The following is a 22,267-nucleotide window of genomic DNA, read 5'->3' as shown; positions in this document are numbered from 1 at the left end:
GTATGAAAACGATAGATGCAAACACGATTATCAATCGCGAAAAACTGTCTCCATTACAATGGATGGTTTTTATACTAGGCTTTTTTGTCTTCTTCTGTGATGGTCTAGATACAGGAATTATTGGTTTTGTTGCTCCAGCATTACTCGATGATTGGGGAATTACTAAGCCTCAGCTTGCTCCAGTTTTAAGTGCTGCTTTAGTCGGTATGTCGATTGGTGCAATTATTTCTGGGCCTCTGTCTGATAAGTTTGGCCGCAAAGGCGTTATTGTTTTTACAAGCCTTTTATTTTCCATATTTACGATTTTGTGTGGCTTTGCCAACTCAACTCAAGACTTAATGATTTATCGCTTTATAACAGGTGTTGGTTTAGGCGCAGCCATGCCAAACATCAGTACGATTGTTTCTGAGTATATGCCTGTAAAACGTAAAGCATTTCTTACAGGTCTTGCTGGCTGTGGATTTATGCTGGGTATTTCTTGCGGCGGTGTGCTATCCGCTTATCTGTTAGAAAGCTATGGTTGGGCTAAGGTTATTATTATTGGCGGAAGCATTCCCCTCATTTTAGTGGTTGCTTTATTGCTTAAATTACCTGAATCAACTCAATACTTAATTACACGTCATCAACAAGACAAAGCTCAGCGTATTTTAGAAGATATTCAAGGTCATTCCTTCCAAGAGCCAGTAAAACTTGTTTTAACTCAAGCAGAAACTGTATCAGATGAAAATCCAGTTAAAGTGGTTTTAGGAAAATATCTGTGGGGTTCAAGTATGCTTTGGCTCTGCTGCTTTACGAGTCTTTTAGTGTTTTATCTTTTAACAAGCTGGATGCCAACGATTTTAAAAACAGCTGGTTTTAGTACCCAACAGTTTAGTTTAATTGCCGCGATTTTCCCTTTTGGTGGTGTGATTGGTGCAACGATTATGGGATGGTACATGGATAAACTGAACCCAACCACAGTCATTAAATATTCATATCTAATTGCCTTCGCCCTATTCATTGTCGCAGGTCTAGTAAGCTCAAATATTTTCTTGTTAGGTCTTACTATCTTCTTAATTGGTGCTTTACTCGCTGGTGCACAGTCTTCATTACTGCCACTTGCAGCTATATTCTATCCAGCGGTCTGTCGTGCGGTTGGTGTTTCATGGATGCATGGTATTGGCCGTATCGGTGCAATTTTAGGCGCTTTCTTTGGCTCGCTCATTTTCACTTTTAACTTAAGCTTAAGCGGTATTTTCTTTATTCTTGCGCTACCAACCTTCATCTCATTTATTGCACTTAGTCTCAAAGTGATTTATGAGAAATCTAAAAACAAACAAGTGTTAAAGCTCGAAGAAAGTCTATAAATATTAATCAATAAATAAAAAACTGATTTAGTTGCCTAAATCAGTTTTTTATTGCGAAAATTAAATATCAGAAAATTTTGCCTTTGGTCTCACTTGGATTTTCTCCAAACTCTTCACGATATTCTTGAGAAAAACGACTTAAATGGTTAAAGCCCCAGTCATAGGCAAGCTTTGAAATAGAAACCTTTCTATCTGCACCTGTGGTGCTCAGGATTTTGTAAATTTGTTGGAGGCGATATTTTTTTAAATACGACATTGGGCTGGTGCCGTAGTATTGTTGAAATTCATCATACAATTTTGATTTTGAAACCCCAGCCAAACGCTGTAAGTCTTCTGCACAGATTTCTTCATGTGCATGTTCAATAATAAAATTACGAACCTTACGGATATAAGCAGGCTCATCCTGATGTGAAAGTGACTTTAAAGCTTCAGAATAGTTGTTTTCTTGAGACAACAATAACGCTTTAATTACAAAATTTTCATAGTCTTCAGATAACATCTGCAAACCATAAAAATTACTATATTGCGATTTTAGCTGTAAAAAATTCTGAATATTTTTCCACCACGCACCAATAAGTTGCTCAGAGTCTAAGTGCATTTCAGGATTAAAAATAATGGGAGCCTCTATAGGTTTATTCAGTAGATCTGCAAGAACAATCTGCATACTTCGCTCAGGAATAACCACTTGAAATTTTCTGCAATCTTTATCAATAATCAAATCTTGCTGATCGTTGTTTGAAACAATAAGGCCTCTGTTTTCATCAGACTGATAATGAGCGCCACGAATATTGAGAGCTTGTCGCCCTTGTATAGGTAAGCTAATGCTATACGCTTTTAAATTTGAGATGTTAATGGCAACGTTTGCACCATAACTGATTGTACCGATCGCCATTTTTTTATTAGGCAAACGCATTCCGTCATAGTGAAAATCGAGAGTGTCTTTGTAAATTGTATCTAGACGGTGTTCACCACAAATTGTGGACATCAAATTCTGCGCAAATTCAGCTTTGCGTGAATAATGATTGAGTTCCATCTGTTGGCTGAGTGATATCATATCCTTTTCACCTAGCTAAATAACTTATTGCTTAAAAAGCAACTTGTATGCCAATTAATATCCTTTAATTGACGAGTTTTCCTGAAAAATATCGAATCAAGAAAGAGAGTAAAGATTACTTTCTCATACTCTATTAAATTTTAAAAATAGAAATAAGTTAAATACCTTTAAAGTATAATTTCATACCTTAACAAACTTATTTTATTAGATTTTTTATAAGCAACTAGAGTAGAGATAAATCATTCTTTTAAACAGCAGACTATCGTAAATTTCAACAAATAAAAAACCGCCTATTTTAAATAAGCGGTTTTTATAAAATACTTAAATTATTGGGCGGTGTAACCACCATCCATAACAACAGCTTGGCCAGTTACCCCACCTGCTTTGCTACTCGCAAGGAAAATCGCATAGTCAGCAATTTCTTCAACAGAGAGCAACCGCTTTTGAGGAACCATTTCCAAAATTACATCTTCAAGTGCGCTGTCTAAACTTACATTACGGGTTTTAGCCAAATCTGCAATTTGCCCACGAACCAACGGTGTATCTACATAACCCGGACATAAAGCATTTACCGTAATGCCATCACGCGCACATTCTAATGCCGCAACTTTTGTTAGACCAATTACGCCATGTTTAGCACTGTTATAACCTGCCTTTCCAGCGAAACCAATCAAGCCATTAATAGAGGCCATATTAATGATACGGCCATATTTTTGAGCTTTCATAATTGGAAGAACATGTTTAATACCAATAAATGCCCCAGTTAACATGACTTGAACTAACTTTTGAAACACAGCCGTTGGAAACTCTTCAATAGGTGCAACATGTTGAAAACCAGCATTATTAATTAAGATATCAACCGTACCAAAGGTCTTTTGAGTGAGCTCAATGGCTTGTTTATAAGCATCTTCATCAGTTACATCGCATGGTGCAGATAATGCATCAAAACCTTGTTCTTTAAGTGAGTTCGCCGTTTCTTGACACTTTTCAGCATTCATATCAGAAATAACAACTTTGGCACCTTCTTGAGCAAATTTCTTAGCAATCTCTAGACCGATACCACTTGCAGAACCTGTAATAAAAGCGACCTTACCGTCTAAAAGTTTTGTCATTTATTTACTCCTTAATACTTATAACGCGCTGATTTAAACAATACCCGTTACGGTAAAGACTGTAATCACCACAAATACCGCTAACGTTTTGATTACCGTAACCGCAAAAATATCTTTATACGATTGTTTATGGGTTAACCCAGTAACAGCCAGTAAAGTAATAACAGCACCATTATGCGGAAGTGTATCCATACCGCCTGACGCCATCGCAACCACACGGTGCATGACTTCTGGTGGAATACCCGCAGCTAAAATCGCGGCGTTATATTGTTCAGCCATCGCACTTAAAGCGATACTCATACCGCCTGAAGCTGAACCGGTAATACCTGCTAAAACGGTTGTCGTTACGGCCCCATTTACTAATGGATTTGTAAAGGTACTGCTCATTGCATGGCTAATCAGAGCAAAGCCCGGTAATGACGCAATAATTGCACCGAAACCATACTCAGAAGCCGTATTCATCACTGCTAAAAGTGAGCCGCCAATACTGGCATTAATGCCCTCTTTGAAGTTCGTCACTACACGTTGATAATCAAATAAAATTGCAGAAATAATTCCAACAATCAGCGCAAGACCCACTGCCCAGATCGCACCAGTTTTTGCAATATCTACGGTGTAATCCGCTAATCCAACTGCGGCAAAATCAAAACCATTTGGATACCACTCTTTGATTGCTTTAGACAAATATTTGTTCATTACTGCAACAAGAATAAGGGGTACAAACGCTAAAAACTGACGAGCCGTACTTTCATTATTTTGTAAGTTCATATCGGCTTCAATTTCTTGAGACGGCGTATCGTCTACACCAAAACCAGAGTATCCCTCACCAGCTTTTACAGCTGCACGGCGACGCCATTCTAAGTAAGCCAAACCCATGCATAGAACAAAGATAGCACCGATAATTCCTAGAAATGGTGCAGCATAAATATTGGTGCCAAAGAATGTAGTTGGAATTACGTTCTGGATTTGTGGCGTACCCGGTAATGCATCCATGGTAAATGTAAATGCACCAAGCGCGATGGTCCCCGGAATTAAACGTTTTGGAATATTAGCTTGTCTAAAAAGCTGGTTTGCAAAAGGATAAATGGCAAATACAGCAACAAATAAACTTACACCGCTATAGGTTAAAATTGCACCTAACAATACAACGGTTAAAATTGCTTTTTTTGCTCCAATCCATCTCACAATGGTTCGTGCAATAGACTCAGCAATTCCTGACATCTCAACGACTTTACCGAAAATTGCCCCGAGTAAAAATACAAGAAAGTAATCTTTAATAAAGTTCACCATTTTGGGCATAAATACACCCGAATAAAACGGTAAGACATTGGCAGGGTTAATGAGAAGAACAGCGAGTAAGGCACAAATTGGTGCCATGAGAATGACTGAAAAGCCCTTGTAAGCTGTATACATCAACAGCCCAAGCGAAAGTAGAATTACAAATAATTCCCACATATATTCCTTCTCCCTAAAGAATAGATATTAGGTTCAATAAAATTACCAAAAGATATTTAGGTTATCCCAAACCTAAAATGATAAAAATCACAGTATCTATGAGTGGTAATAGGTAAATGAGCTTAAAAATAAAATATCACTAAAACATTTAAAAACAATGCAATTTATTTAAATTTTAAAATATACATGCAATACAAATAGTTAAGTTGCTTCATTAGTAAAATTCAATTATTTAAAAAATATTATTATTTAATAAAACTTATTAATTATTGAGTAAATTAAATTAATATCTCTATATTATTTAATAAAGACAATTAAATAATATATTTTTTAAATTAATTTGATAAATATAATTCATCTTATTCTTTTGAAATATTGCGCAGATAATTTTCTATCTTTATTTGAATAAAGCAATTTGAAGCTTAATCATCAAAAGATTAGAACAGGAATATAGAGTCGTGTTTTTAATATTCTCATCTTTACTCGAAAACGGCGCTTGTTTATTAAAGATAACTTCTACTTCTGTCACTAGAGCTAGACATGTAATGAATACTATTACATGTCTACTGATAGAATTTATAATTTAGATTTTTCACTAGTATATAAGTTATGAATAAAAGAAATATTTTGTTCACTCTTCAAACTGGATTGATCATCCTACTTAATGGATGTACCGATACTTCTCTGGTTCAAAATAAGGTTATTGTTCCAAAAATTGGTTACTCTGGTAATGCTGATAATGCAAGCTATAGTGAGGCACAAATCAAGATTGAAGGCTCTTGTGTTTATTTAATGAATACAAATGATCGAGTGATTCCTATTTTTGCAACTAAAGATGCTCATTAGGATAGCAATAAATATCTTTTAATTGTTGACTCAAAAGAATATAAAGATGGTGACACGATTGCTTATGGCAGCGGAGAAGCTTATCCCATTAATTTGAACAACTACAAATGGATAATTAAACCTGATACTACATGTGATCTAAGTAAAGGCGTTATTATCAATCAATTTATAGAACCTCTTACTAAAAAGTAAAGAAAAAAGCCCCTATATGAAAATTCAACTCTTAGCCTCTTTAACTGCTTTTAGCCTAATATCTTGCATGGTAAAACCTACTATAACTAATCATGAAGAGGTTTCTATTCAACCGATACTTATTACAAGCAATACGAAAAGTAATATTTCAATGATGGCTTCAGCACAAGGAAAGCTTATAGCAGATAAAAATGGATGTATCAGACTGGGTGATGAAAAAGGTCCGTTGATTATTTGGCCTAATGGCAGCAAATTAGTAAATTTAGGCCATGGTAAATTTAAAGTTACCAATGGTTTTACAAATCAATCTACTTTAATTGGTGAAGAGATATCAATAAGTGGTGGCTTATATGAAGTAAAATCTGCACAAGTCACTCCTTCTATTCCCCATACTTGCGTAAATCATGGTTACTGGCTAGCTGGGCCTATAAATATAAATTAATTTCTTACTTGTCTAGTATCATCGTAAAATTAAGTCTTAGATATTATTATGATAGATTAGTTATTTAACGGAACATTGTTAAAATGTTCAAAAGAGTTGAAACAACGATGAAAAAGACAATTTTAATTATTATTCTTTCTTTAATATCTTATAAATTTACCCATGCAGCACAAACTATTTACACACCTAAAAATGATTTAAATTGGCAGGGTTTTGATTTTCATTATGTATTTTTTTCGGATGGTGAAAAAGCATCTAGAAAAATTTTTGACCAAAGAATGGAAAAACAGGTTGATATCTTTAAAGCTCGCCATGAACCAAGAATTAAATTTGCAAAGAATTTACAAGATAAGCTTCAGGCAGAATGTGATTATCTTGCAGATGCTCAAAAACTTCTGGCAGTATATATGCAGTACTATCCAAAGCTTTTACAACAGAAAGATGCAAAACCAATTTTCTTTCAATATCGGGAATATTTAGATCATTTCAAAACCAATAATTCAAAGTGTGAAACTTAAGGAAGATTACGCATTCTTTATTACATTTTAATTTTTTACGCACAATCGTTAAGTGCTTGTTTCATTTTTTTCGGTATAACTGCCCAAGAAGATGATGGGATATGTCCTTTTACTTTCGTGGCACCATTTTCATTTGATATGTATATCGTCACTCCAGCATATCCCATTTCTCCTTTAGCAAGTCTAAAACCATTTTTAGTCTCAGTTGTAGTTAGAGGCAAAAGCACAGATGTTTTTTCAAGAACACAATTTTTGTATTCAGCTGTAGACTTTTGAGTTGTTAGTACCACATCAGGCTTATTTTCCGTTTGTTGTTCTATAGATTGGCATCCACTAATAAAAGTAAAACTTGAAACTAATCCCCAAAAAATGATTTTTTTCATGTTACTATTACCTTTAATAATGAGTTAAATTTAAAAGTTAAGGATAATACAAATCACCCATCAGTAGTCTAATTTTTTAAAAATAGCATTTATTTAATTTAAATTATTCAATAGAATAACAATGTAAAATCTTGATAAGAAAACAAAATATGATATGGATTAAATTTATAATATATCCTTTGGGAATGTTTGTATTGTGGCAAATCATTTTCATCATCGAACAGCTTTCTTTAGAATTTTTAAATGCACCACAAATAATTGTAGCTATAATTGCACTGATCATAAATTGCGGTATGCAAATTTTGATTGGTTATAAAGTTCCTCAATTAGCACCAAAATATAAGTTTGTAGCGAGTATTACATACATCATCTTATTCACTTTTTTAGTAGCAATTTATTCAACCATAATTTTATTAGAAGGCTTAAAAGTTGCTCCTCAAGCAATTTGGCTAGGTTATTTGTTTTTCCATGTAGTTGGAATGGCTCTATACTTTGCTAACAACACAGATGAGTTTTGTTGGGAAAATTTACTGAAGTAGCTCAGCCTATTGTCCCCTGCTTTATTTTCTTAATTTTTTTAAAAAAACATCATATTAAACAAATTTTCGTATAAATTACCCTTCTAAGTGAGCTGGGTAATCTAAAGGAATGAAATGACGCTTAAACAACTAAAAGCTTTTTTAGCCCTTGCGCGTACCCTCAACTATGCTAATGCCTCTTTAGAGCTACATCTCAGCCAGTCTGCTTTAAGTCTCACCATCAAAAGCTTAGAGGAAGAATTAGGCGGAAAGCTCTTTAACCGTAATACTCGCCGTGTTGAGCTTACACAAGAAGGTAAATCCCTCATTCCCTATGCTAAAAAATTACTCGCCAATTGGGATGAAATGGAAAACGATGTTAAACAACGTTTTAAGCTCAATCGTGGAACTTTAAGTATTGCCTCAATGCCCTTTGTGACCCATGCAATTTTGCCTGAGGTGATTCATCAATTTTTAGAACTTCATCCCAATCTTAACTTTTCAATTCACGATATTCCCAATGAAACCATTATAGAAAAAGTACAAGATGGTATTTTCGAGCTTGGTATCTGCTTTGAACCTGATCTCACCGAAGGCCTAGAGTTCAAACCACTATTTGAAGAAGATTTCTTAGCTCTATTACCAAAGACTCACCCACTTGCTCAATCATCTTCTATTACATGGCAAGAGCTTTGTTCAAATCCATTCGTGACATTGCAAAAACCTTCAATTGTTCGATATTTGGTTGAGCAGAATTGTTTGCGAAATAATATAACGCTCGATTTGAAAGTTGAATGTCATCAAATTTCATCACTTTCAAGTTTTGTGGCTTATGGAATTGGGGTAAGTGCAATTCCAAGACATTTTGCTAAACACATTGATAAAGAACATAACGTACTCATTGAGTTAAAGGATGAATCTATCCATAAGACTGTAGGAATTGTTTATAAAAAGAACTTTGAAATTTCAAATATTTCGACTCAATTTATTGAAGCTTTGATTCAATATAAATTTTAAAAAATTAAAGACTGCTTTTTAGGATGAGCTAAGCATACGCTTAAGCTAAAATTATTAATTATAATAATTTTCAATGATATGAGGTAGTTTTTTAAAGTATTTTGCTTTATGTTCGTCTGATCTTTTGTAGACGATTTGAAACCATTCATTGATTATACTTATTAATCATTTAAAAAAATTAACTTCTATAACGCAAAATGTGATGCTAAAACTAAGATTACTAAGGGATATAGGATAACAATAGAATGAATAAAGTTTATGCCAATGCAGAGGCAGCACTAAAAGATGTTATTGCAGATAATCAAACACTTGCCGTAGGCGGTTTTGGTTTATGTGGAATTCCGGAAAAACTGATTGTTGCAGTTAAGCAAAGTGGTGTGACTGGTCTCACATGTATTTCAAATAACGCAGGTGTAGATGATTTTGGTTTAGGTATTTTGCTTCAAACCAAACAGATCAAAAAAATGATCTCTTCTTATGTTGGTGAAAACAAAGAATTTGAGCGCCAATATTTAAATGGTGAACTTGATGTAGAACTTACTCCGCAAGGTACTTTAGCTGAAAAGTTACGTGCTGGTGGTGCTGGTATTCCGGCGTTTTATACACAAACCGGCGTTGGTACACTCATTGCCGAAGGTAAAGAAGAACGTACCTTTAATGGCAAAAACTACATTTTAGAAGAATCTTTAACAGCAGATGTTGCCCTCGTTAAGGCCTATAAGGCAGACAAGGCTGGTAACTTAGTGTTCCGTAAAACTGCTCAGAATTTTAACCCTGAATGTGCGATGGCTGGAAAAATTACAATTGCCGAAGTTGAACAGGTTGTTGAAATTGGTGAATTAGATCCGGATGAGATCCATTTAGCGGGTATCTATGTAAACCGCATTGTACTTAATGCGTCACCTGAAAAACGTATTGAGCATAAAACTTTAAGCACGGAGGCAGTATAAAATGGCTTGGTCACGCAATGAAATGGCACAACGTGCTGCAAAAGAACTTGAAGACGGTTTTTATGTCAATTTAGGTATTGGCTTACCTACTCTAGTTGCTAACTATATTCCAGAAAATATTAATGTTTGGCTTCAATCTGAAAATGGTCTATTAGGCATTGGTGAGTTTCCAACTGAAGAAACTGTTGATGCTGATTTAATTAACGCCGGTAAACAAACAGTTACTGCTCGCCCTGGTGCAGCATTTTTCTCAAGCTCAGAATCTTTTGCCATGATCCGCGGTGGCCATGTCAACATTGCAATTTTAGGTGCAATGGAAGTTTCCGAAAATGGTGACTTAGCGAACTGGATGATTCCTGGCAAGAAAGTCAAAGGTATGGGCGGTGCCATGGATTTGGTTGTTGGTGTCCAAAAAGTTGTAGTGCTTATGGAACACTGTGCAAAAGATGGTACGCCAAAGATCGTTAAAAACTGTAGCCTACCTTTAACAGGTAAAGGTGTGGTTCATCGTGTCATTACTGACTTAGGTGTAATGGACATTACACCACAAGGCGTAGAGCTGATTGAACTTGCTAAAGATGTCACGCTTGAACAGATTAAAGCTGCTACTGGCGTTGAGTTTTATAAAACCTTAGTTGCGTAAATTTTAATTTTTAGTAAGCCAGATAAGACTTAAGTTAGAAAGTGAGCTTGAGTCTTAGCCCTTTAAAGCACCGGATGTGCTGTCTATAAATAAGAATGAGAAGGATTTTTTCAGCTATGGAAAAACAGCAAGGAATTTTTGAAAGATTTGCTCTTCGGATTAGTGACTGGTCTGAAAAATGGTTTCCTGATTCATATATTTTTGCATTACTTGGCGTCATTATCGTGTCAGTTGCCGCTTTAGGTATTGGTGCGCCTATTCACGATGTTGCGACTTCCTTCGGTAACGGTTTCTGGAGTCTTATTCCCTTTACCCTGCAAATGACGATGCTCATTATTGTAGGTTATGTCGTTTCTGTATCTAAGCCCGTAAAGTTCCTAATCCAAAAAATGGCACGTATTCCAAATTCGGGACGTGGTGCTATTGTTCTAGTTGCAACTGTCAGCTTATTAATTTCTCTGGTCAACTGGGCAGTAAGCACGATTCTTACAGCACTTTTAGTGATTGCATTAGCGAAACGTAAAGAGCTGAATATGGATTACCGCGCTGCGGCTGCGGCTGCGATTATTGGTATGGGAGCAACATGGGCACTGGGGATTAGCTCTTCGGCAGCACAGCTTCAGGCAAATAAAACCAGTTTACCTGAGTCAATTTATAACTTAACTGGCATTATTCCATTTACTGAAACGATTTTCCTTTGGCAATCAATTGCGATGACCATTATTTTGGTGATTGTTTCAATCGCAATCGTTTACTGGTCAGCTCCAAAAGGTAATAATGTTAAAACGATTGATAGTTTTGATGTTCAGTTTGAAGAAGATAAACCACATGATGAGAAATCTAATCGTCCAGGTGACTGGTTAGAAAACTCGCCTATCTTAACGATTATTGTGGTCGCATTAGGCTTAATCTGGATGTTTTTTGAGTTTTCAAAAAGTAATCCAATTATTGCTATTTCAAGTTTAAACACCTACAACTTTGTGTTTTTAATGCTTGGTTTAGCGTTACATGGAACACCACGAAACTTCTTAAATGCTGTTTCAAAGGCAGTTCCGGCTGTCTCAGGAATCTTAATTCAGTTTCCACTTTACGGAAGCATCGCCTTTATTATGACGCAAGCTTTAAACAGTCAAGATTTATCGCTGTCGCATTATATAGCTGAGTTTTTCGTTTCAATCGCCTCAAAAGAAACCTTCGCAATTGTGATGGGAATTTACTCTGCCATCCTTGGGTTCTTTGTGCCATCTGGCGGTGGAAAATGGATTATTGAAGCCCCATATGTAATGCAAGCAGCAAATGATTTAAAGGTTCATTTGGGTTGGTCTGTACAAATTTATAATGCAGCCGAAGCTTTACCAAACTTAATCAATCCATTCTTTATGCTTCCAATGTTAGGAATTCTAAAACTAAAAGCAAAAGATGTGATTGGTTTTACAGTCACTCAGCTGGTTGTGCATTTTCCATTAGTTTTATTTTTATTATGGTTCTTTGGAAGAACACTTAGCTACACCCCACCTACTTTTTAATTTACTGGCGCCTTTAGTTTCGGCTAAAGGCAAATTTAGCAAATACATCAATAAGAGATATTAAGATGAGTTCAATTGTTATAGTTTCAGGTAGCCGTACTTCAATGGGCGGTTTTCAAGGCAGTCTATCGGCTTTAACTGCACCAGAACTTGGCGCTGCTGTTATCCGTGAATCGATCCAACGTGCAGGTGTTTCCCCTGAACAAGTAGATGAAGTTATTTTTGGTTGTGTATTGAGTGCAGGTATTGGTCAAGGTCCTGCTCGTCAAGCGATGCGTAAAGCTGGTGTACCTGACCATGTCGGTGCAGTGACTATTAATAAACTGTGTGGCTCTGCCATGAAAGCGGTGTTAATGGCATCTGATACTCTAAAAGCAGGCAGTGCCAATATTATTGTAGCTGGCGGTATGGAATCTATGACCAATGCACCTTATATTTTACCGAAAGCTCGCGGTGGTTACCGTATGGGGCATGGTGAAATTAAGGACCATATGTTTTTAGATGGTCTTGAAGATGCAGAAACAGGCCGCTTAATGGGTTCTTTTGCTCAAGACATGGCAAATACCAAAGGCTTTACCCGTGAGCAAATGGATGACTTTGCAATTTCTTCACTTAAAAAAGCGCAAACTGCGATTACGGAAGGTTACTTCAAAGAAGAGATTGTTCCTGTTGAAGTAAAAACACGTAAAGGTGTTGAAGTTATCGATCAAGATGAACAGCCATTAAAAGCGAATCTTGAGAAGATCCCAACATTACGTCCAGCTTTTAGTAAAGATGGGACAATTACAGCTGCTAACTCAAGCTCAATTTCTGATGGCGCTGCTGCTTTAGTACTCACCACTGAAGAATATGCTCAAAGTCATGGTTTAAATACTTTGGCAAAAATTGTTGCAACATCTACTCACTCACAACATCCAAGCGAATTTACCATTGCTCCGATTAGTGCAATTCAAAAAGTACTTAAGCGTGCTGGCTGGTCTGTTGATGAGGTAGATGCTTGGGAAATTAATGAAGCTTTTGCAATGGTAGCAATGGCGCCAATTCATGAACTCGGCATTGATGAAGCAAAAGTAAACGTCCATGGCGGTGCTTGTGCTTTAGGCCATCCAATTGGCGCAACTGGTTCAAGAATTATTCTTTCTCTTATCTATGCTTTAAAACGCCTAGGTAAAAAGAAAGGTGTTGCTGCGTTATGTATTGGTGGTGGTGAAGCTACAGCTGTTGCAATTGAAATCTAAAAATTAAAGTGCACGGAAGATGTAAGAATTTTCTTACATCTTCTTTTTTTAGACTTTAAAAAGTTCATAACAGGTTTGACGGAACCATTTATGGCTACTTTTATGATGGCAAGACATATGCCAATGTTGTTTAACATCATAAGTTGGGAAGTCTAGAGGTGCTGGTAAAATCTGTAAATTTTCCCTCACCAATAAGACTTGGCTTAAATAATAAGGCACCGTTGCGATCGCATCTGTTTCTTGAACGACTAATCCCACTCCAAGATAGCTCGGTAATCGAATTAAAATATTTCGATCCAATCCTTTGTTCTGCAATTCATTTTTAATATGGTAGTGACCGATTCCCGCGTCAATATCGATATGATACTCGCGCATATAATCATCTAAAGTAAAATTATTTGGGTCTAAACGAGGATGGCTCTTAGAGCTAATCACAACATAATGTTGTTTAAAAAACTTTTGTTGATAAAAGCCTTCTTCTAACTGCGGTAAAAAGCCAATTGCAAGATCAATCTCACCATTTGCCATTTGATAGCTGGTTTCTGGTGTAATCGGCCTAATATTCAAGCGAATTAAAGGGGCTTTCTCTTTTAAATAGTTTGTTAATTGCGGTAATAAAACCAGATGAGATACATCTGTCATGGCAATTGTAAAAAGCTGATCTGAAGTTAGCGGATCAAAGTTCACACTAAAGTTATTAATGCTTTCCACTTTATCAATAACTTCACTAATGAGTGGAAAAATCTCTTTTGCTAATTCGGTTGGGATCATCTCATTCCCAACACGAATAAAAAGTGGATCATTAAAATGCTGACGGATTTTGTTCAGTCCATTACTAACACTCGGTTGTGTAAGGCCAATAGCATCAGCAGCCATTGAAACACTTTTAAACCGATAAATATGATAAAAAATATTTAGTAATCTACTATCTAGATCAAACAAAATTGTCTCCGTCTGGATCAAATAATCCATTCAAAAGGAATGAAATCAGGTACAGCATATATAAAAATGCCCACTAAATTTCTGAATTATTGATATATGGTCTAAATTAACAAAGAATCTAGACCATGAGCAATGCTTTATAAAGCCTTTCATCATAAAGACAAAGGTATGAGCTCTTTAATTGATTACTTTGTATGTAAATATCTTGAGGACATCACATATCATTATAAATTTTAATCATGCTGAGTTTGGAAGCCCTTCCAGATTTGCTGAACTGATTTGTTATCACTCAAGTTATTTTTAAAAATATAAATATCTTGCGGCAGGCAGTATTCATTATGGTCCAACATGACCAATTTTCCGGTAGCGAGATCTTCCTCTACATTAATTTTTGGAATCCATGCTACACCTAAACCTTGTAATACAAGCTCTTTCAAGTTGGTGGCATTGTCAGTTTCATATAAGGTTTTATAGATCAGTTTTCCTTCAATTAATTGATCGACCAATTTGCGCAAATAAGCATGTTTACTATAAGCAAGTAATGAAAAATTACTCTGAATTGTATGCTTAGGCGTATGATCTGCTTCGGTAGCTGATACTGGAACAATCTCTGTTTCAGCGATCTTGATACCACTTAAAATATCATCGCCAACTCGATTAATATTAGATCGATCTGCATAGCAAATCATAAAATCGCAGGCACCTTCTTTTAAAAGAGATAAGCCTTCACCACTATTCGTCGCGACAATTTCGATTTTTAAATCGCGCATAAATGTTGGGAATTTTTTTAAAAAAGTGGTTAAAAAACCTGAGGCTAATGAGTGTACAACACAGAAACGAATCGTAGATTCGGTTTCATTTTTGATGTTTTTAATCAGCTTTGCTGTTTCTTCTACCTGCTTTTCAATATTTTTAGACATCACCAGCATAATCCGCCCGATGTCTGTAAATTCAATATTATTTTTATTATTTCGAATAATAACTTCAGCTCCGATCATCTCTTCTATTTGCTGAATTCTACGCGTAAACGCAGATTGACTAATAAATCGTTTTTCGGCTGCTTTTGAAATAGAACGCTCACGCTCAAGTGTCAAAAGGTCTTCTACCCAACGTACTTCTAAGTTCATTTTATGCATTCCCTTTTTATATTTATGTCCTTAATCTGTCTGGTTGGGAAGCTGAATAAATAGCTGAATAGATGAATAAAAACTATAAAACATGGGAGTACCTGCAAAAATGCGATGGAGGGTTGGCAAAGCCAAACAATAAAAGTAAGTATTTAAATAATTCTGACATAGAAAAGAGCGTAAGAGAATAAAAGACTTTGATTTAACTCAACAACTCATACAAATATAAAATTATTACTTTAAAAATTATTTTAAATCAAAAAGTAAGGAGCATATAACGCAAGTAAATAACAAGTTTTAAGTTAATAAAAAAAAGAAATAATCCTATGCTTTACTCATGTTTTATTTTTTATAAAAAAAGTCCGCACCTTGGGGAAGAATACGGACTGTAAAACTGAAAATGACTATCTAGCTTATTTCAGGAATTAAGCTCTCTGACTCAATAAACTCATTTAAATCAGAAGATATGCTTGCAGTATAGCTCAGTCCACAAAACCTGACTATTCTACTAAAGTATTTAACTTAAGAATGAATTAAAAAGAATTCTTAATATTCACCAATGAGGTAATATAACTTTCTTGATATTTCAACCATCATATTAGAAGTATATTGAGTAATTTCAAAAACTTGCTTTTTCTGTGGATTGAACACCATATTGTCATTTTCATCACTAAAAAAGATATAAGTGGTGTATTTATCCATATGGTGGATATGCTCTTTTAAGCTTAATTTTTCCCCAGAATTGGGATCATAGGCGATAAACTTCATTCTCATGAATTTTGTCTCTATACATACAGTCTTTTACCCAAATTTTAAAAAAATCTAGATAAAACAATATTTTGATGGATAATATGAAATAGTTAACCTAAGAACTGAGGCTACTTGTAAGATATGGGCACAATACTATTAGCTTTGTTTACCGAGGTTTCAGCAGAAGCGATTGATTGCTCTGCTTCTTTAAGCAGACGAGAAGTTTTAGACTCACTTTTCTCTTCACCGTGGAAAAGCACATAGTATGTAAAACTTCCCAAAATAATTAATGCGGCTGTGACTTTTAACATAAACTTAAAACTAAGATTTTTTCGTATTATAGTGTTTTTTATGTGAAATGCATCACATTTTTATATGAATTTGTTAGATAAGCTTCACTTTAAAAGCTAATAATAAAGATAATTAAGTTGATATTTCATTTAAATTAATCAGTCTTAATTTTTACAATGGGTTTCTTTCAAAAATTAGATGACCATTCATTGTATCAAGCAAATTTTGAAATTAACTTCATCTCAATATTAAGTTATTAATTCATATAGTTAAATTAATAGTTAAAAATGAACCCTCCAAGTTAGTTCACTATAAAATTAAAAAAGTGATATGCAAAAAATGCATAATCAACTTGATAAATGCATTAGAAGTGAAGCATTTCGAAATCTAATATGAATTATCTTCTTTACTAATTCGAAGTTTAATGATGAACGCTGAAATTACCACCCGTATTGAGAAGGATCTTATTGGTTATAGAGAGATCAATAATAACGACTACTACGGAGTTCAAACATTACGTGCTCTAGAAAACTTTAATTTAACTCAAAGCAAGGTCGGAAATTTCCCTCACCTTATTAAAGCTTTAGCAATGGTAAAACTTGCTTGTGCTGAAGCGAACTATAATTTAAAAAGCTTAGATCAGACTAAATTTGAAGCGATTGAATACAGTTGTAATCAACTTATTCGTGGTAATTTTCACGACCAGTTCCCAATTGATATGATGCAAGGCGGTGCTGGTACTTCAACCAATATGAATGCAAATGAAGTATTAGCAAACGTCGCTTTAGAATATATGGGACACGCAAAAGGCCAATATCAATATTTGCATCCTAATAATGACATTAACATGTCACAGTCAACAAATGACGTGTACCCTACTGCGATTCGCTTAGGTTTGTTATTAAGCTTAGATGAACTAAATCTTCCTTTTAACAACTTAATCTTAAGTTTCCGCAATAAATCTCAAGAATTTGCTCATATTCTAAAAATGGGCCGTACACAGTTACAAGACGCTGTGCCAATGACATTAGGTCAAGAGTTTGGAGCTTTTGCAGTAACTTTACAAAAAGACCTTGAGCAAATTAATACGCTTATTCCTAATGTTTTAGCGTATATGAACCTTGGTGGTACGGCGATTGGTACGGGAATTACTACTGAATATAGTTACCGTGAACTTGCGATTCAAGCACTTGCAAAAATTTCTGGTAAGAAAATTAAGTCTGCTCCTGATCTAATCGAAGCAACTTCAGATATGGGTGACTTTGTTCTTTTATCTGGTTTATTAAAGCGTACCGCAACTAAACTTTCAAAAATTGCCAATGACTTACGTTTACTTTCAAGTGGTCCACGTACTGGCATTAATGAAATTAATTTAGAAGCTCGCCAACCGGGTAGCTCGATCATGCCGGGTAAAGTAAACCCAGTTATACCTGAAGCAATGAACCTTGCTTGTTTCCAGATCATTGCAAATGACTTAGCTGTAACTTTAGCTGCTGAAGCAGGCCAATTACAGTTAAATGCCATGGAACCACTTATTGCATTCAAACTGTTTGAATCTATGGATATGCTTGGTAAGGCAATGGCAATGTTCCAAAGTAAGTGTATTGATACAACTACGGCGAACCCTGAGCATTGTAAAGCTTTGGTTGAAAACTCAATTGGTATTGTGACTGCACTTAACCCATATCTAGGTTATGAAACTACAACTCGTATTGCTAAAACTGCAAACGAAACTGGACAAAGCGTATTGGCTTTAGTTCAAAATGAAGGTTTATTATCGGCACAAGTGCTTGATGATATCTTGTCGATTAATAATATGGTTAAACCAAAAATGTCGGCTTAATTCCTGAAAATAAAAAAGGAGCTTTTATAAGCTCCTTTTTTATTTGTTCTATATTTTAAAAACTGAAAGTTGTAGAGAACTGGGCTGTACGTGGATTACCTAAGAATAAATAGTCATCACCCATAAATGCCCCTACATCACGCCAATATTTCTTATTAAACAAGTTATCAATATTGAATCTAAAAGTTGTGTCATGCCCAGCAAAATTTGTTTTATAGGCAGCACCAATATTAAAGACGCTATAACCACCTACTTTTGCCGTTCCCTCTTTGTTTGCATATTTACTGCTACTGTATTGCATACCACTCAATAATCTTAATCCTTCAACTGACGGAACTTTATAAGATAACTGCGCAGTTGCGCGGACTTTTGGTACATTTTGAGTTTGATGCCCTTTGTAGCTGTCATTATCAATATCAACTAGACGAGATTTGGTATAGGTAATACCTGAACTTACATCGAGTTTATCAGTTAAAGCACCTGTTAAACCTAATTCAATACCTTGATTGTGTTGTTCACCTTGTGAAACAAAATCGAAAGTTCCTTCTGCATTCACTTTGCTATATTGATTGTCTTGTTTTAAATCAAAAATAGCTGCTGTTACTAAGAAGTTCCGAATTTGTTGCTTAATACCAATTTCATATTGTTCAGAGTTTTTAGGAGATAGAACTTCTAGAGCATTATTAGCGAACCACGGAGCTTCACCACCATCCGATAAACCTTTGGCATATGAAGCATAAAGGTTAGTCCCAGCAGTTGGACTATACATGAGCGCTAATTGTGGCAAGAACTTGTTTAAGTCGGTATCACGACTTTGTTGCCCATCTGAATTATAAGTTTGCTCATCAAGATGAATAAGTTTTCCACCGAGTAAAGTTGACCATTGATCATTAAATTGAACTCGGTCAGATATAGTAAATGCAGTCTGATCACTTTCTAAGGCTTTATAACGATCACCTAAGCTTTCCGATGACGGACTATAGTCAATCGTATCTTCATAGATATTGCCTGTTCCTACCGCTACATTCAGTGGTGTATGGTGCTTTAAGGTTTTATATGTACGTTGTAATTCGAAAGCGATTTGATGCTGGATATTAGCAGTGTTGAATTGACCATTTAACCCAGCAGCGAACTGGTTAGTAATATGTGTATCATCTGGGCTGCGGAAGTCATAAATGTCATAATTTCCGTGTTTATCAAAAGTATTGCCCAAACCAGAATATTCACAAATATCGTTATAACATCCCCATGGGAAAGCACTATTATCATCAATCACAACACGGCTTTGCGATGCACTTAAGCTAGCATTCCATTGATCATTAAATGCATATTGATATTTTAAACTTGCATTTACACTGTTATTTACAACAGGTTTACTCCAAGACTGGTAACCCAATAAACGGTCTTGATCTACATTTGTTGGTACTTCTTGCCCATCAAGCAGTTGATAACCCGGTACGGAGCGTTGGCTTTGATGCTGAGCTTCAATATCAAACAATAATTTAGAACGCTCATTAATTTTCCAGTCTAAAGCAACTGAACCAAACTCACGCTTACCATTTGCGTGATCAACATTTGGATGGATGCTTTCATGGGCTAAATTGATTCGATAACCAAAACTATTATTAACAAAGCCGCCAACATCTGTTGCCAGTGTATAGCCACCTTCTGAATTTGCATCTACAGTAATGTTTTTAACATCGGCTGGTCTTTTGGTTACATAGTTAACCACACCACCCGGCGTCGACATTCCAGATTGAATTGCAGAAATACCTTTTAAGATTTCAACTAGTTCTTTATTTTCTAAAGCCACGTTTTGTTCGCCACGTATAGTATGGCCATTAATGAGATAACTTGAGCCTAAATCAAGCGCAAAACCACGTGCTACAAAATTTGGATAGTAGCCAATTGCAGCATAGCCATCCCCTAAAGAGGAATCATTTTTAATAACATCAGTTAAAGTTTTTGCGTGTTGGTCTGCTATACGCTCAGAGGTAATGGTTGTAATAGATGCAGGAACTTTCTTTACATCACTAGTTTGAAAACCAGATAAATTAACTTTTTTAGACGTATATAGTGCATCATTATTTTGTGTAGCATTCACAGTAATAGTTGGGAGCTGCGAAACCTCCGCTTCATTTGCATAGACGACAGATGTTATGAGTGCAATAGATGAAGCCAATGCTGTTTTAGAGCATGTCATGAAGTGAAGATTTATCGAACGTCTTTCCATTGAATAACTACCTGCCATACCGTGCATAATTCTAAAGCGCTAGAAATGAGTGCGGAGTCTATTTTTAGCCACGCAAGAATACAGCTACATATATTGAGAAACAATACATTCTGTACTTTTTCGATTAAGTGTATTTGACACAAATTTTATAAACTTATCATTATATAAATTTCATTTATTTTATTAGGAATTGGCGCTATAACTTTTTAAGTATTACCAAATATTCAAAATAAACTTAAGCTCGAAATGAAACTTAAAAGGAGAAATAAAATAGAAAAGTACCGTTGTAAATTAGCTCACTGATTTTAAATAGAATTAATTATTAAGTTAAATGAAAGGAAGTGTTCGATCATTGGTAAAATTATCTTTAAATCGAACAAAAGGACGTAATCTTACTAGAAACGAATTTTAAAATTAGAAAAAATGAATGGTTAGGAATTTAAGGAAGTGCTCAGGATTGAGTGATATTTAAAGTTTCATTCTATTTTCTATCCAGCATATCTAAAAATTCCTCATTTTTGTCTGCAAAATGATGGAAGAAATATGACATACACTCAGGAAGAAAAACGTAGCAGAATACGTGGGATTGTAGGCGCAGCCTCTGGTAATTTAGTTGAATGGTTCGACTTTTATATCTATGCAGTATTTGCTGCCTACTTTACACAAGCTCTAACTGCACCAGATATGGATAGTACGACTAAATCTATCTATGTGTGGGGCGTATTCGCTGCAAGCTTTTTTATGCGTCCTATTGGTAGTTGGGTATTTGGACGAATTGCAGACCGGCATGGTCGAAAAAAGTCGATGGTCATCTCAATTTGTCTGATGGCTTTGAGTTCTTTTCTATTTGCAGCCCTACCTACTTATGACCAAGTTGGCTTATTTGCCCCTTTTCTTTTACTGGTAGTGCGCTTACTTCAAGGCTTATCGGTTGGTGGTGAATATGGTGCAGTAGCAACATATATGAGTGAATTAGGCTTAAAAGGTCAACGTGGTTTTTACTCGTCTTTCCAATATGTCACCCTCTCTGGTGGTCAGTTACTCGCAAGCTTACTTGGTGTAATTTTATTAACGTTCTTAAGTGAACAACAATTACATGATGGTGGATGGCGTATTCCGTTTGTTATTGGTGGTATTGCAGCAATTTTTTCTTTGCTTGCACGTAGTCGCTTAGAAGAAACACTTTCTCATCAAGACAGCGAACGAAAAGAATCTGGTAGCTTAAGAGAACTCTTTAAGAAACATTGGAAAACCTTTTTATTAGTGGTTGGATACACTTCTGCTGGTTCATTAACGTTTTATGTAGAGACCGTTTATTCAAAAACCTATTTAACCAATTTAGGGATGGATGGAAAAACCGTTGGTTATATCATGACCTTCGCCCTATTTGTCTATATGTGTGCTCAACCTGTATTTGGTGCTATTTCCGACCGTATTGGGCGACGCTCTTCAATGCTGGCCTTTAGCTTATTGTCTGCGATTTTTATCTACCCAGTCATGGTGATCGGGATGCGTGCCTATATTGATTCGCCGATCATTATTGCCTTGCTACTCATTTTTATGATGATGTTACTCAGTTTCTATACATCTATCAGTGGCTTGGTAAAAGCTGAAATGTTCCCACCTCATGTGCGAGCTTTAGGTGTAGGTTTCTCTTATGCGGTGGGTAATGCGCTGTTTGGTGGTTCTGCACCTTCAGTTGCCTTACAGTTTAAAGCTGCCGGAATTGAAAATATCTTCTTTATATATGTCATTGTCATGCTGATTATCTGTTTCTTATGTAGCCTTGCGCTTCCTAAAAAACCAGATTATTTAGAACATGATCATTAAAAAGTAAAAGA

The 22,267-nt window shown here is 35.5% G+C and carries 21 protein-coding genes and 1 pseudogene; 12 read left to right on the top strand and 10 right to left on the bottom strand.

The genetic code is table 11. From position 1 onward, the window contains the following. Positions 1-2: 2 nt before the first annotated feature. Complete coding sequence (locus MKL33_RS14540; protein ID WP_270907233.1) at positions 3-1,346, top strand: MFS transporter; 1,344 nt, start codon at positions 3-5, stop codon at positions 1,344-1,346. Positions 1,347-1,413: 67 nt separating this feature from the next. Here MKL33_RS14540 and MKL33_RS14535 read toward each other — a convergent pair whose 3' ends face one another. From MKL33_RS14535 to MKL33_RS14520, 4 genes are all read right to left on the bottom strand, one after another. After that, positions 1,414-2,400, bottom strand: a complete 987-nt coding sequence (locus tag MKL33_RS14535; RefSeq protein WP_069036033.1) for an AraC family transcriptional regulator — start codon at positions 2,398-2,400, stop codon at positions 1,414-1,416. Between the two features lie 326 nt (positions 2,401-2,726). After that, positions 2,727-3,512 (bottom strand): 3-hydroxybutyrate dehydrogenase, encoded by a 786-nt coding sequence (locus tag MKL33_RS14530; protein WP_270907232.1) that lies wholly within the window; start codon positions 3,510-3,512, stop codon positions 2,727-2,729. A 33-nt stretch (positions 3,513-3,545) separates the two neighbouring features. Then, positions 3,546-4,967 carry a GntP family permease gene (locus MKL33_RS14525; protein WP_270907231.1) on the bottom strand — a complete coding sequence of 474 codons (1,422 nt, stop codon included), beginning with the start codon at positions 4,965-4,967 and terminating at the stop codon, positions 3,546-3,548. Between the two features lie 397 nt (positions 4,968-5,364). Continuing rightward, complete coding sequence (locus MKL33_RS14520; protein WP_002113882.1) at positions 5,365-5,496, bottom strand: hypothetical protein; 132 nt, start codon at positions 5,494-5,496, stop codon at positions 5,365-5,367. 80 nt (positions 5,497-5,576) lie between these two features. Here MKL33_RS14520 and MKL33_RS14515 point away from each other — a divergent pair. The 3 genes and pseudogenes from MKL33_RS14515 to MKL33_RS14505 all read left to right on the top strand — a co-directional run bounded on the left by MKL33_RS14515 (position 5,577) and on the right by MKL33_RS14505 (position 6,965). Continuing rightward, positions 5,577-6,005 (top strand): annotated as a pseudogene (locus tag MKL33_RS14515) (hypothetical protein). 16 nt (positions 6,006-6,021) lie between these two features. After that, a complete protein-coding gene (locus MKL33_RS14510) occupies positions 6,022-6,447 on the top strand; it encodes a hypothetical protein (RefSeq protein WP_228143222.1) in 426 nt (141 codons plus the stop codon). Positions 6,448-6,554: 107 nt separating this feature from the next. Further along, entirely contained in the window at positions 6,555-6,965 is a 411-nt protein-coding gene (locus MKL33_RS14505; RefSeq protein WP_230283115.1) for a hypothetical protein, read from the top strand. Positions 6,966-7,000: 35 nt separating this feature from the next. Here MKL33_RS14505 and MKL33_RS14500 read toward each other — a convergent pair whose 3' ends face one another. After that, entirely contained in the window at positions 7,001-7,348 is a 348-nt protein-coding gene (locus tag MKL33_RS14500; protein WP_069037116.1) for a hypothetical protein, read from the bottom strand. A 149-nt stretch (positions 7,349-7,497) separates the two neighbouring features. On the opposite strand from MKL33_RS14500, the gene MKL33_RS14495 reads away from it, so the two are divergent. The 6 genes from MKL33_RS14495 (at position 7,498) to MKL33_RS14470 (ending at position 13,240) form a co-directional block, all read left to right on the top strand. After that, positions 7,498-7,887, top strand: coding sequence for a hypothetical protein (locus MKL33_RS14495; RefSeq protein WP_069037117.1), 390 nt, complete (start codon positions 7,498-7,500; stop codon positions 7,885-7,887). 114 nt (positions 7,888-8,001) lie between these two features. Next, positions 8,002-8,883 (top strand): LysR family transcriptional regulator, encoded by an 882-nt coding sequence (locus MKL33_RS14490; RefSeq protein ID WP_014206698.1) that lies wholly within the window; start codon positions 8,002-8,004, stop codon positions 8,881-8,883. Between the two features lie 245 nt (positions 8,884-9,128). Further along, positions 9,129-9,833 carry a CoA transferase subunit A gene (locus tag MKL33_RS14485; RefSeq protein ID WP_002113873.1) on the top strand — a complete coding sequence of 235 codons (705 nt, stop codon included), beginning with the start codon at positions 9,129-9,131 and terminating at the stop codon, positions 9,831-9,833. Position 9,834: 1 nt separating this feature from the next. Next, positions 9,835-10,476, top strand: coding sequence for a 3-oxoacid CoA-transferase subunit B (locus MKL33_RS14480; protein ID WP_270907230.1), 642 nt, complete (start codon positions 9,835-9,837; stop codon positions 10,474-10,476). Positions 10,477-10,592: 116 nt separating this feature from the next. After that, positions 10,593-12,002, top strand: a complete 1,410-nt coding sequence (locus MKL33_RS14475; RefSeq protein WP_270907229.1) for a short-chain fatty acid transporter — start codon at positions 10,593-10,595, stop codon at positions 12,000-12,002. A gap of 65 nt (positions 12,003-12,067) precedes the next feature. Further along, positions 12,068-13,240, top strand: coding sequence for a thiolase family protein (locus tag MKL33_RS14470; RefSeq protein WP_270907228.1), 1,173 nt, complete (start codon positions 12,068-12,070; stop codon positions 13,238-13,240). A 48-nt stretch (positions 13,241-13,288) separates the two neighbouring features. On the opposite strand, the gene MKL33_RS14465 is transcribed toward MKL33_RS14470, so the two are convergent. From MKL33_RS14465 to MKL33_RS14450, 4 genes are all read right to left on the bottom strand, one after another. Beyond that, entirely contained in the window at positions 13,289-14,182 is an 894-nt protein-coding gene (locus MKL33_RS14465; RefSeq protein ID WP_003651675.1) for a LysR family transcriptional regulator, read from the bottom strand. 233 nt (positions 14,183-14,415) lie between these two features. Then, a complete protein-coding gene (locus MKL33_RS14460; RefSeq protein WP_002113716.1) occupies positions 14,416-15,309 on the bottom strand; it encodes a LysR substrate-binding domain-containing protein in 894 nt (297 codons plus the stop codon). A 546-nt stretch (positions 15,310-15,855) separates the two neighbouring features. Then, positions 15,856-16,077, bottom strand: a complete 222-nt coding sequence (locus MKL33_RS14455) for a hypothetical protein (protein ID WP_014206692.1) — start codon at positions 16,075-16,077, stop codon at positions 15,856-15,858. A 110-nt stretch (positions 16,078-16,187) separates the two neighbouring features. Beyond that, positions 16,188-16,370, bottom strand: a complete 183-nt coding sequence (locus tag MKL33_RS14450; RefSeq protein WP_002113649.1) for a hypothetical protein — start codon at positions 16,368-16,370, stop codon at positions 16,188-16,190. Between the two features lie 404 nt (positions 16,371-16,774). Between MKL33_RS14450 and MKL33_RS14445 the strand changes: the two genes are divergently transcribed. Then, entirely contained in the window at positions 16,775-18,193 is a 1,419-nt protein-coding gene (locus MKL33_RS14445) for an aspartate ammonia-lyase (RefSeq protein ID WP_270907227.1), read from the top strand. 55 nt (positions 18,194-18,248) lie between these two features. Here the strand turns inward: MKL33_RS14445 and MKL33_RS14440 are convergent, their stop codons facing one another. Next, entirely contained in the window at positions 18,249-20,453 is a 2,205-nt protein-coding gene (locus tag MKL33_RS14440; RefSeq protein ID WP_270907226.1) for a TonB-dependent siderophore receptor, read from the bottom strand. 516 nt (positions 20,454-20,969) lie between these two features. Between MKL33_RS14440 and MKL33_RS14435 the strand changes: the two genes are divergently transcribed. After that, complete coding sequence (locus MKL33_RS14435) at positions 20,970-22,256, top strand: MFS transporter (RefSeq protein WP_270907225.1); 1,287 nt, start codon at positions 20,970-20,972, stop codon at positions 22,254-22,256. Positions 22,257-22,267: the final 11 nt, after the last annotated feature.

It is taken from the genome of Acinetobacter sp. AOR43_HL, from assembly GCF_027854635.1.
GTDB lineage: Bacteria > Pseudomonadota > Gammaproteobacteria > Pseudomonadales > Moraxellaceae > Acinetobacter > Acinetobacter pittii.
Note: the sequence above shows the minus strand (reverse complement) of the source record. Positions and strands in the feature narration are given on the sequence as shown.

Excerpts from the sequence above, each read along its gene's own strand:
- MKL33_RS14490 (WP_014206698.1), top strand. The coding sequence starts at position 8,002 with ATGACGCTTAAACAACTAAAAGCTTTTTTAGCCCTTGCGCGTACCCTC.
- MKL33_RS14435 (WP_270907225.1), top strand. The coding sequence starts at position 20,970 with ATGACATACACTCAGGAAGAAAAACGTAGCAGAATACGTGGGATTGTA.
- MKL33_RS14440 (WP_270907226.1), bottom strand. The coding sequence starts at position 20,453 with ATGCACGGTATGGCAGGTAGTTATTCAATGGAAAGACGTTCGATAAAT.
- MKL33_RS14540 (WP_270907233.1), top strand. The coding sequence starts at position 3 with ATGAAAACGATAGATGCAAACACGATTATCAATCGCGAAAAACTGTCT.
- MKL33_RS14485 (WP_002113873.1), top strand. The coding sequence starts at position 9,129 with ATGAATAAAGTTTATGCCAATGCAGAGGCAGCACTAAAAGATGTTATT.
- MKL33_RS14460 (WP_002113716.1), bottom strand. The coding sequence starts at position 15,309 with ATGAACTTAGAAGTACGTTGGGTAGAAGACCTTTTGACACTTGAGCGT.
- MKL33_RS14500 (WP_069037116.1), bottom strand. The coding sequence starts at position 7,348 with ATGAAAAAAATCATTTTTTGGGGATTAGTTTCAAGTTTTACTTTTATT.
- MKL33_RS14505 (WP_230283115.1), top strand. The coding sequence starts at position 6,555 with ATGAAAAAGACAATTTTAATTATTATTCTTTCTTTAATATCTTATAAA.
- MKL33_RS14530 (WP_270907232.1), bottom strand. The coding sequence starts at position 3,512 with ATGACAAAACTTTTAGACGGTAAGGTCGCTTTTATTACAGGTTCTGCA.
- MKL33_RS14450 (WP_002113649.1), bottom strand. The coding sequence starts at position 16,370 with ATGTTAAAAGTCACAGCCGCATTAATTATTTTGGGAAGTTTTACATAC.
- MKL33_RS14535 (WP_069036033.1), bottom strand. The coding sequence starts at position 2,400 with ATGATATCACTCAGCCAACAGATGGAACTCAATCATTATTCACGCAAA.
- MKL33_RS14480 (WP_270907230.1), top strand. The coding sequence starts at position 9,835 with ATGGCTTGGTCACGCAATGAAATGGCACAACGTGCTGCAAAAGAACTT.
- MKL33_RS14495 (WP_069037117.1), top strand. The coding sequence starts at position 7,498 with ATGATATGGATTAAATTTATAATATATCCTTTGGGAATGTTTGTATTG.
- MKL33_RS14455 (WP_014206692.1), bottom strand. The coding sequence starts at position 16,077 with ATGAAGTTTATCGCCTATGATCCCAATTCTGGGGAAAAATTAAGCTTA.
- MKL33_RS14470 (WP_270907228.1), top strand. The coding sequence starts at position 12,068 with ATGAGTTCAATTGTTATAGTTTCAGGTAGCCGTACTTCAATGGGCGGT.
- MKL33_RS14510 (WP_228143222.1), top strand. The coding sequence starts at position 6,022 with ATGAAAATTCAACTCTTAGCCTCTTTAACTGCTTTTAGCCTAATATCT.
- MKL33_RS14445 (WP_270907227.1), top strand. The coding sequence starts at position 16,775 with ATGATGAACGCTGAAATTACCACCCGTATTGAGAAGGATCTTATTGGT.
- MKL33_RS14525 (WP_270907231.1), bottom strand. The coding sequence starts at position 4,967 with ATGTGGGAATTATTTGTAATTCTACTTTCGCTTGGGCTGTTGATGTAT.
- MKL33_RS14475 (WP_270907229.1), top strand. The coding sequence starts at position 10,593 with ATGGAAAAACAGCAAGGAATTTTTGAAAGATTTGCTCTTCGGATTAGT.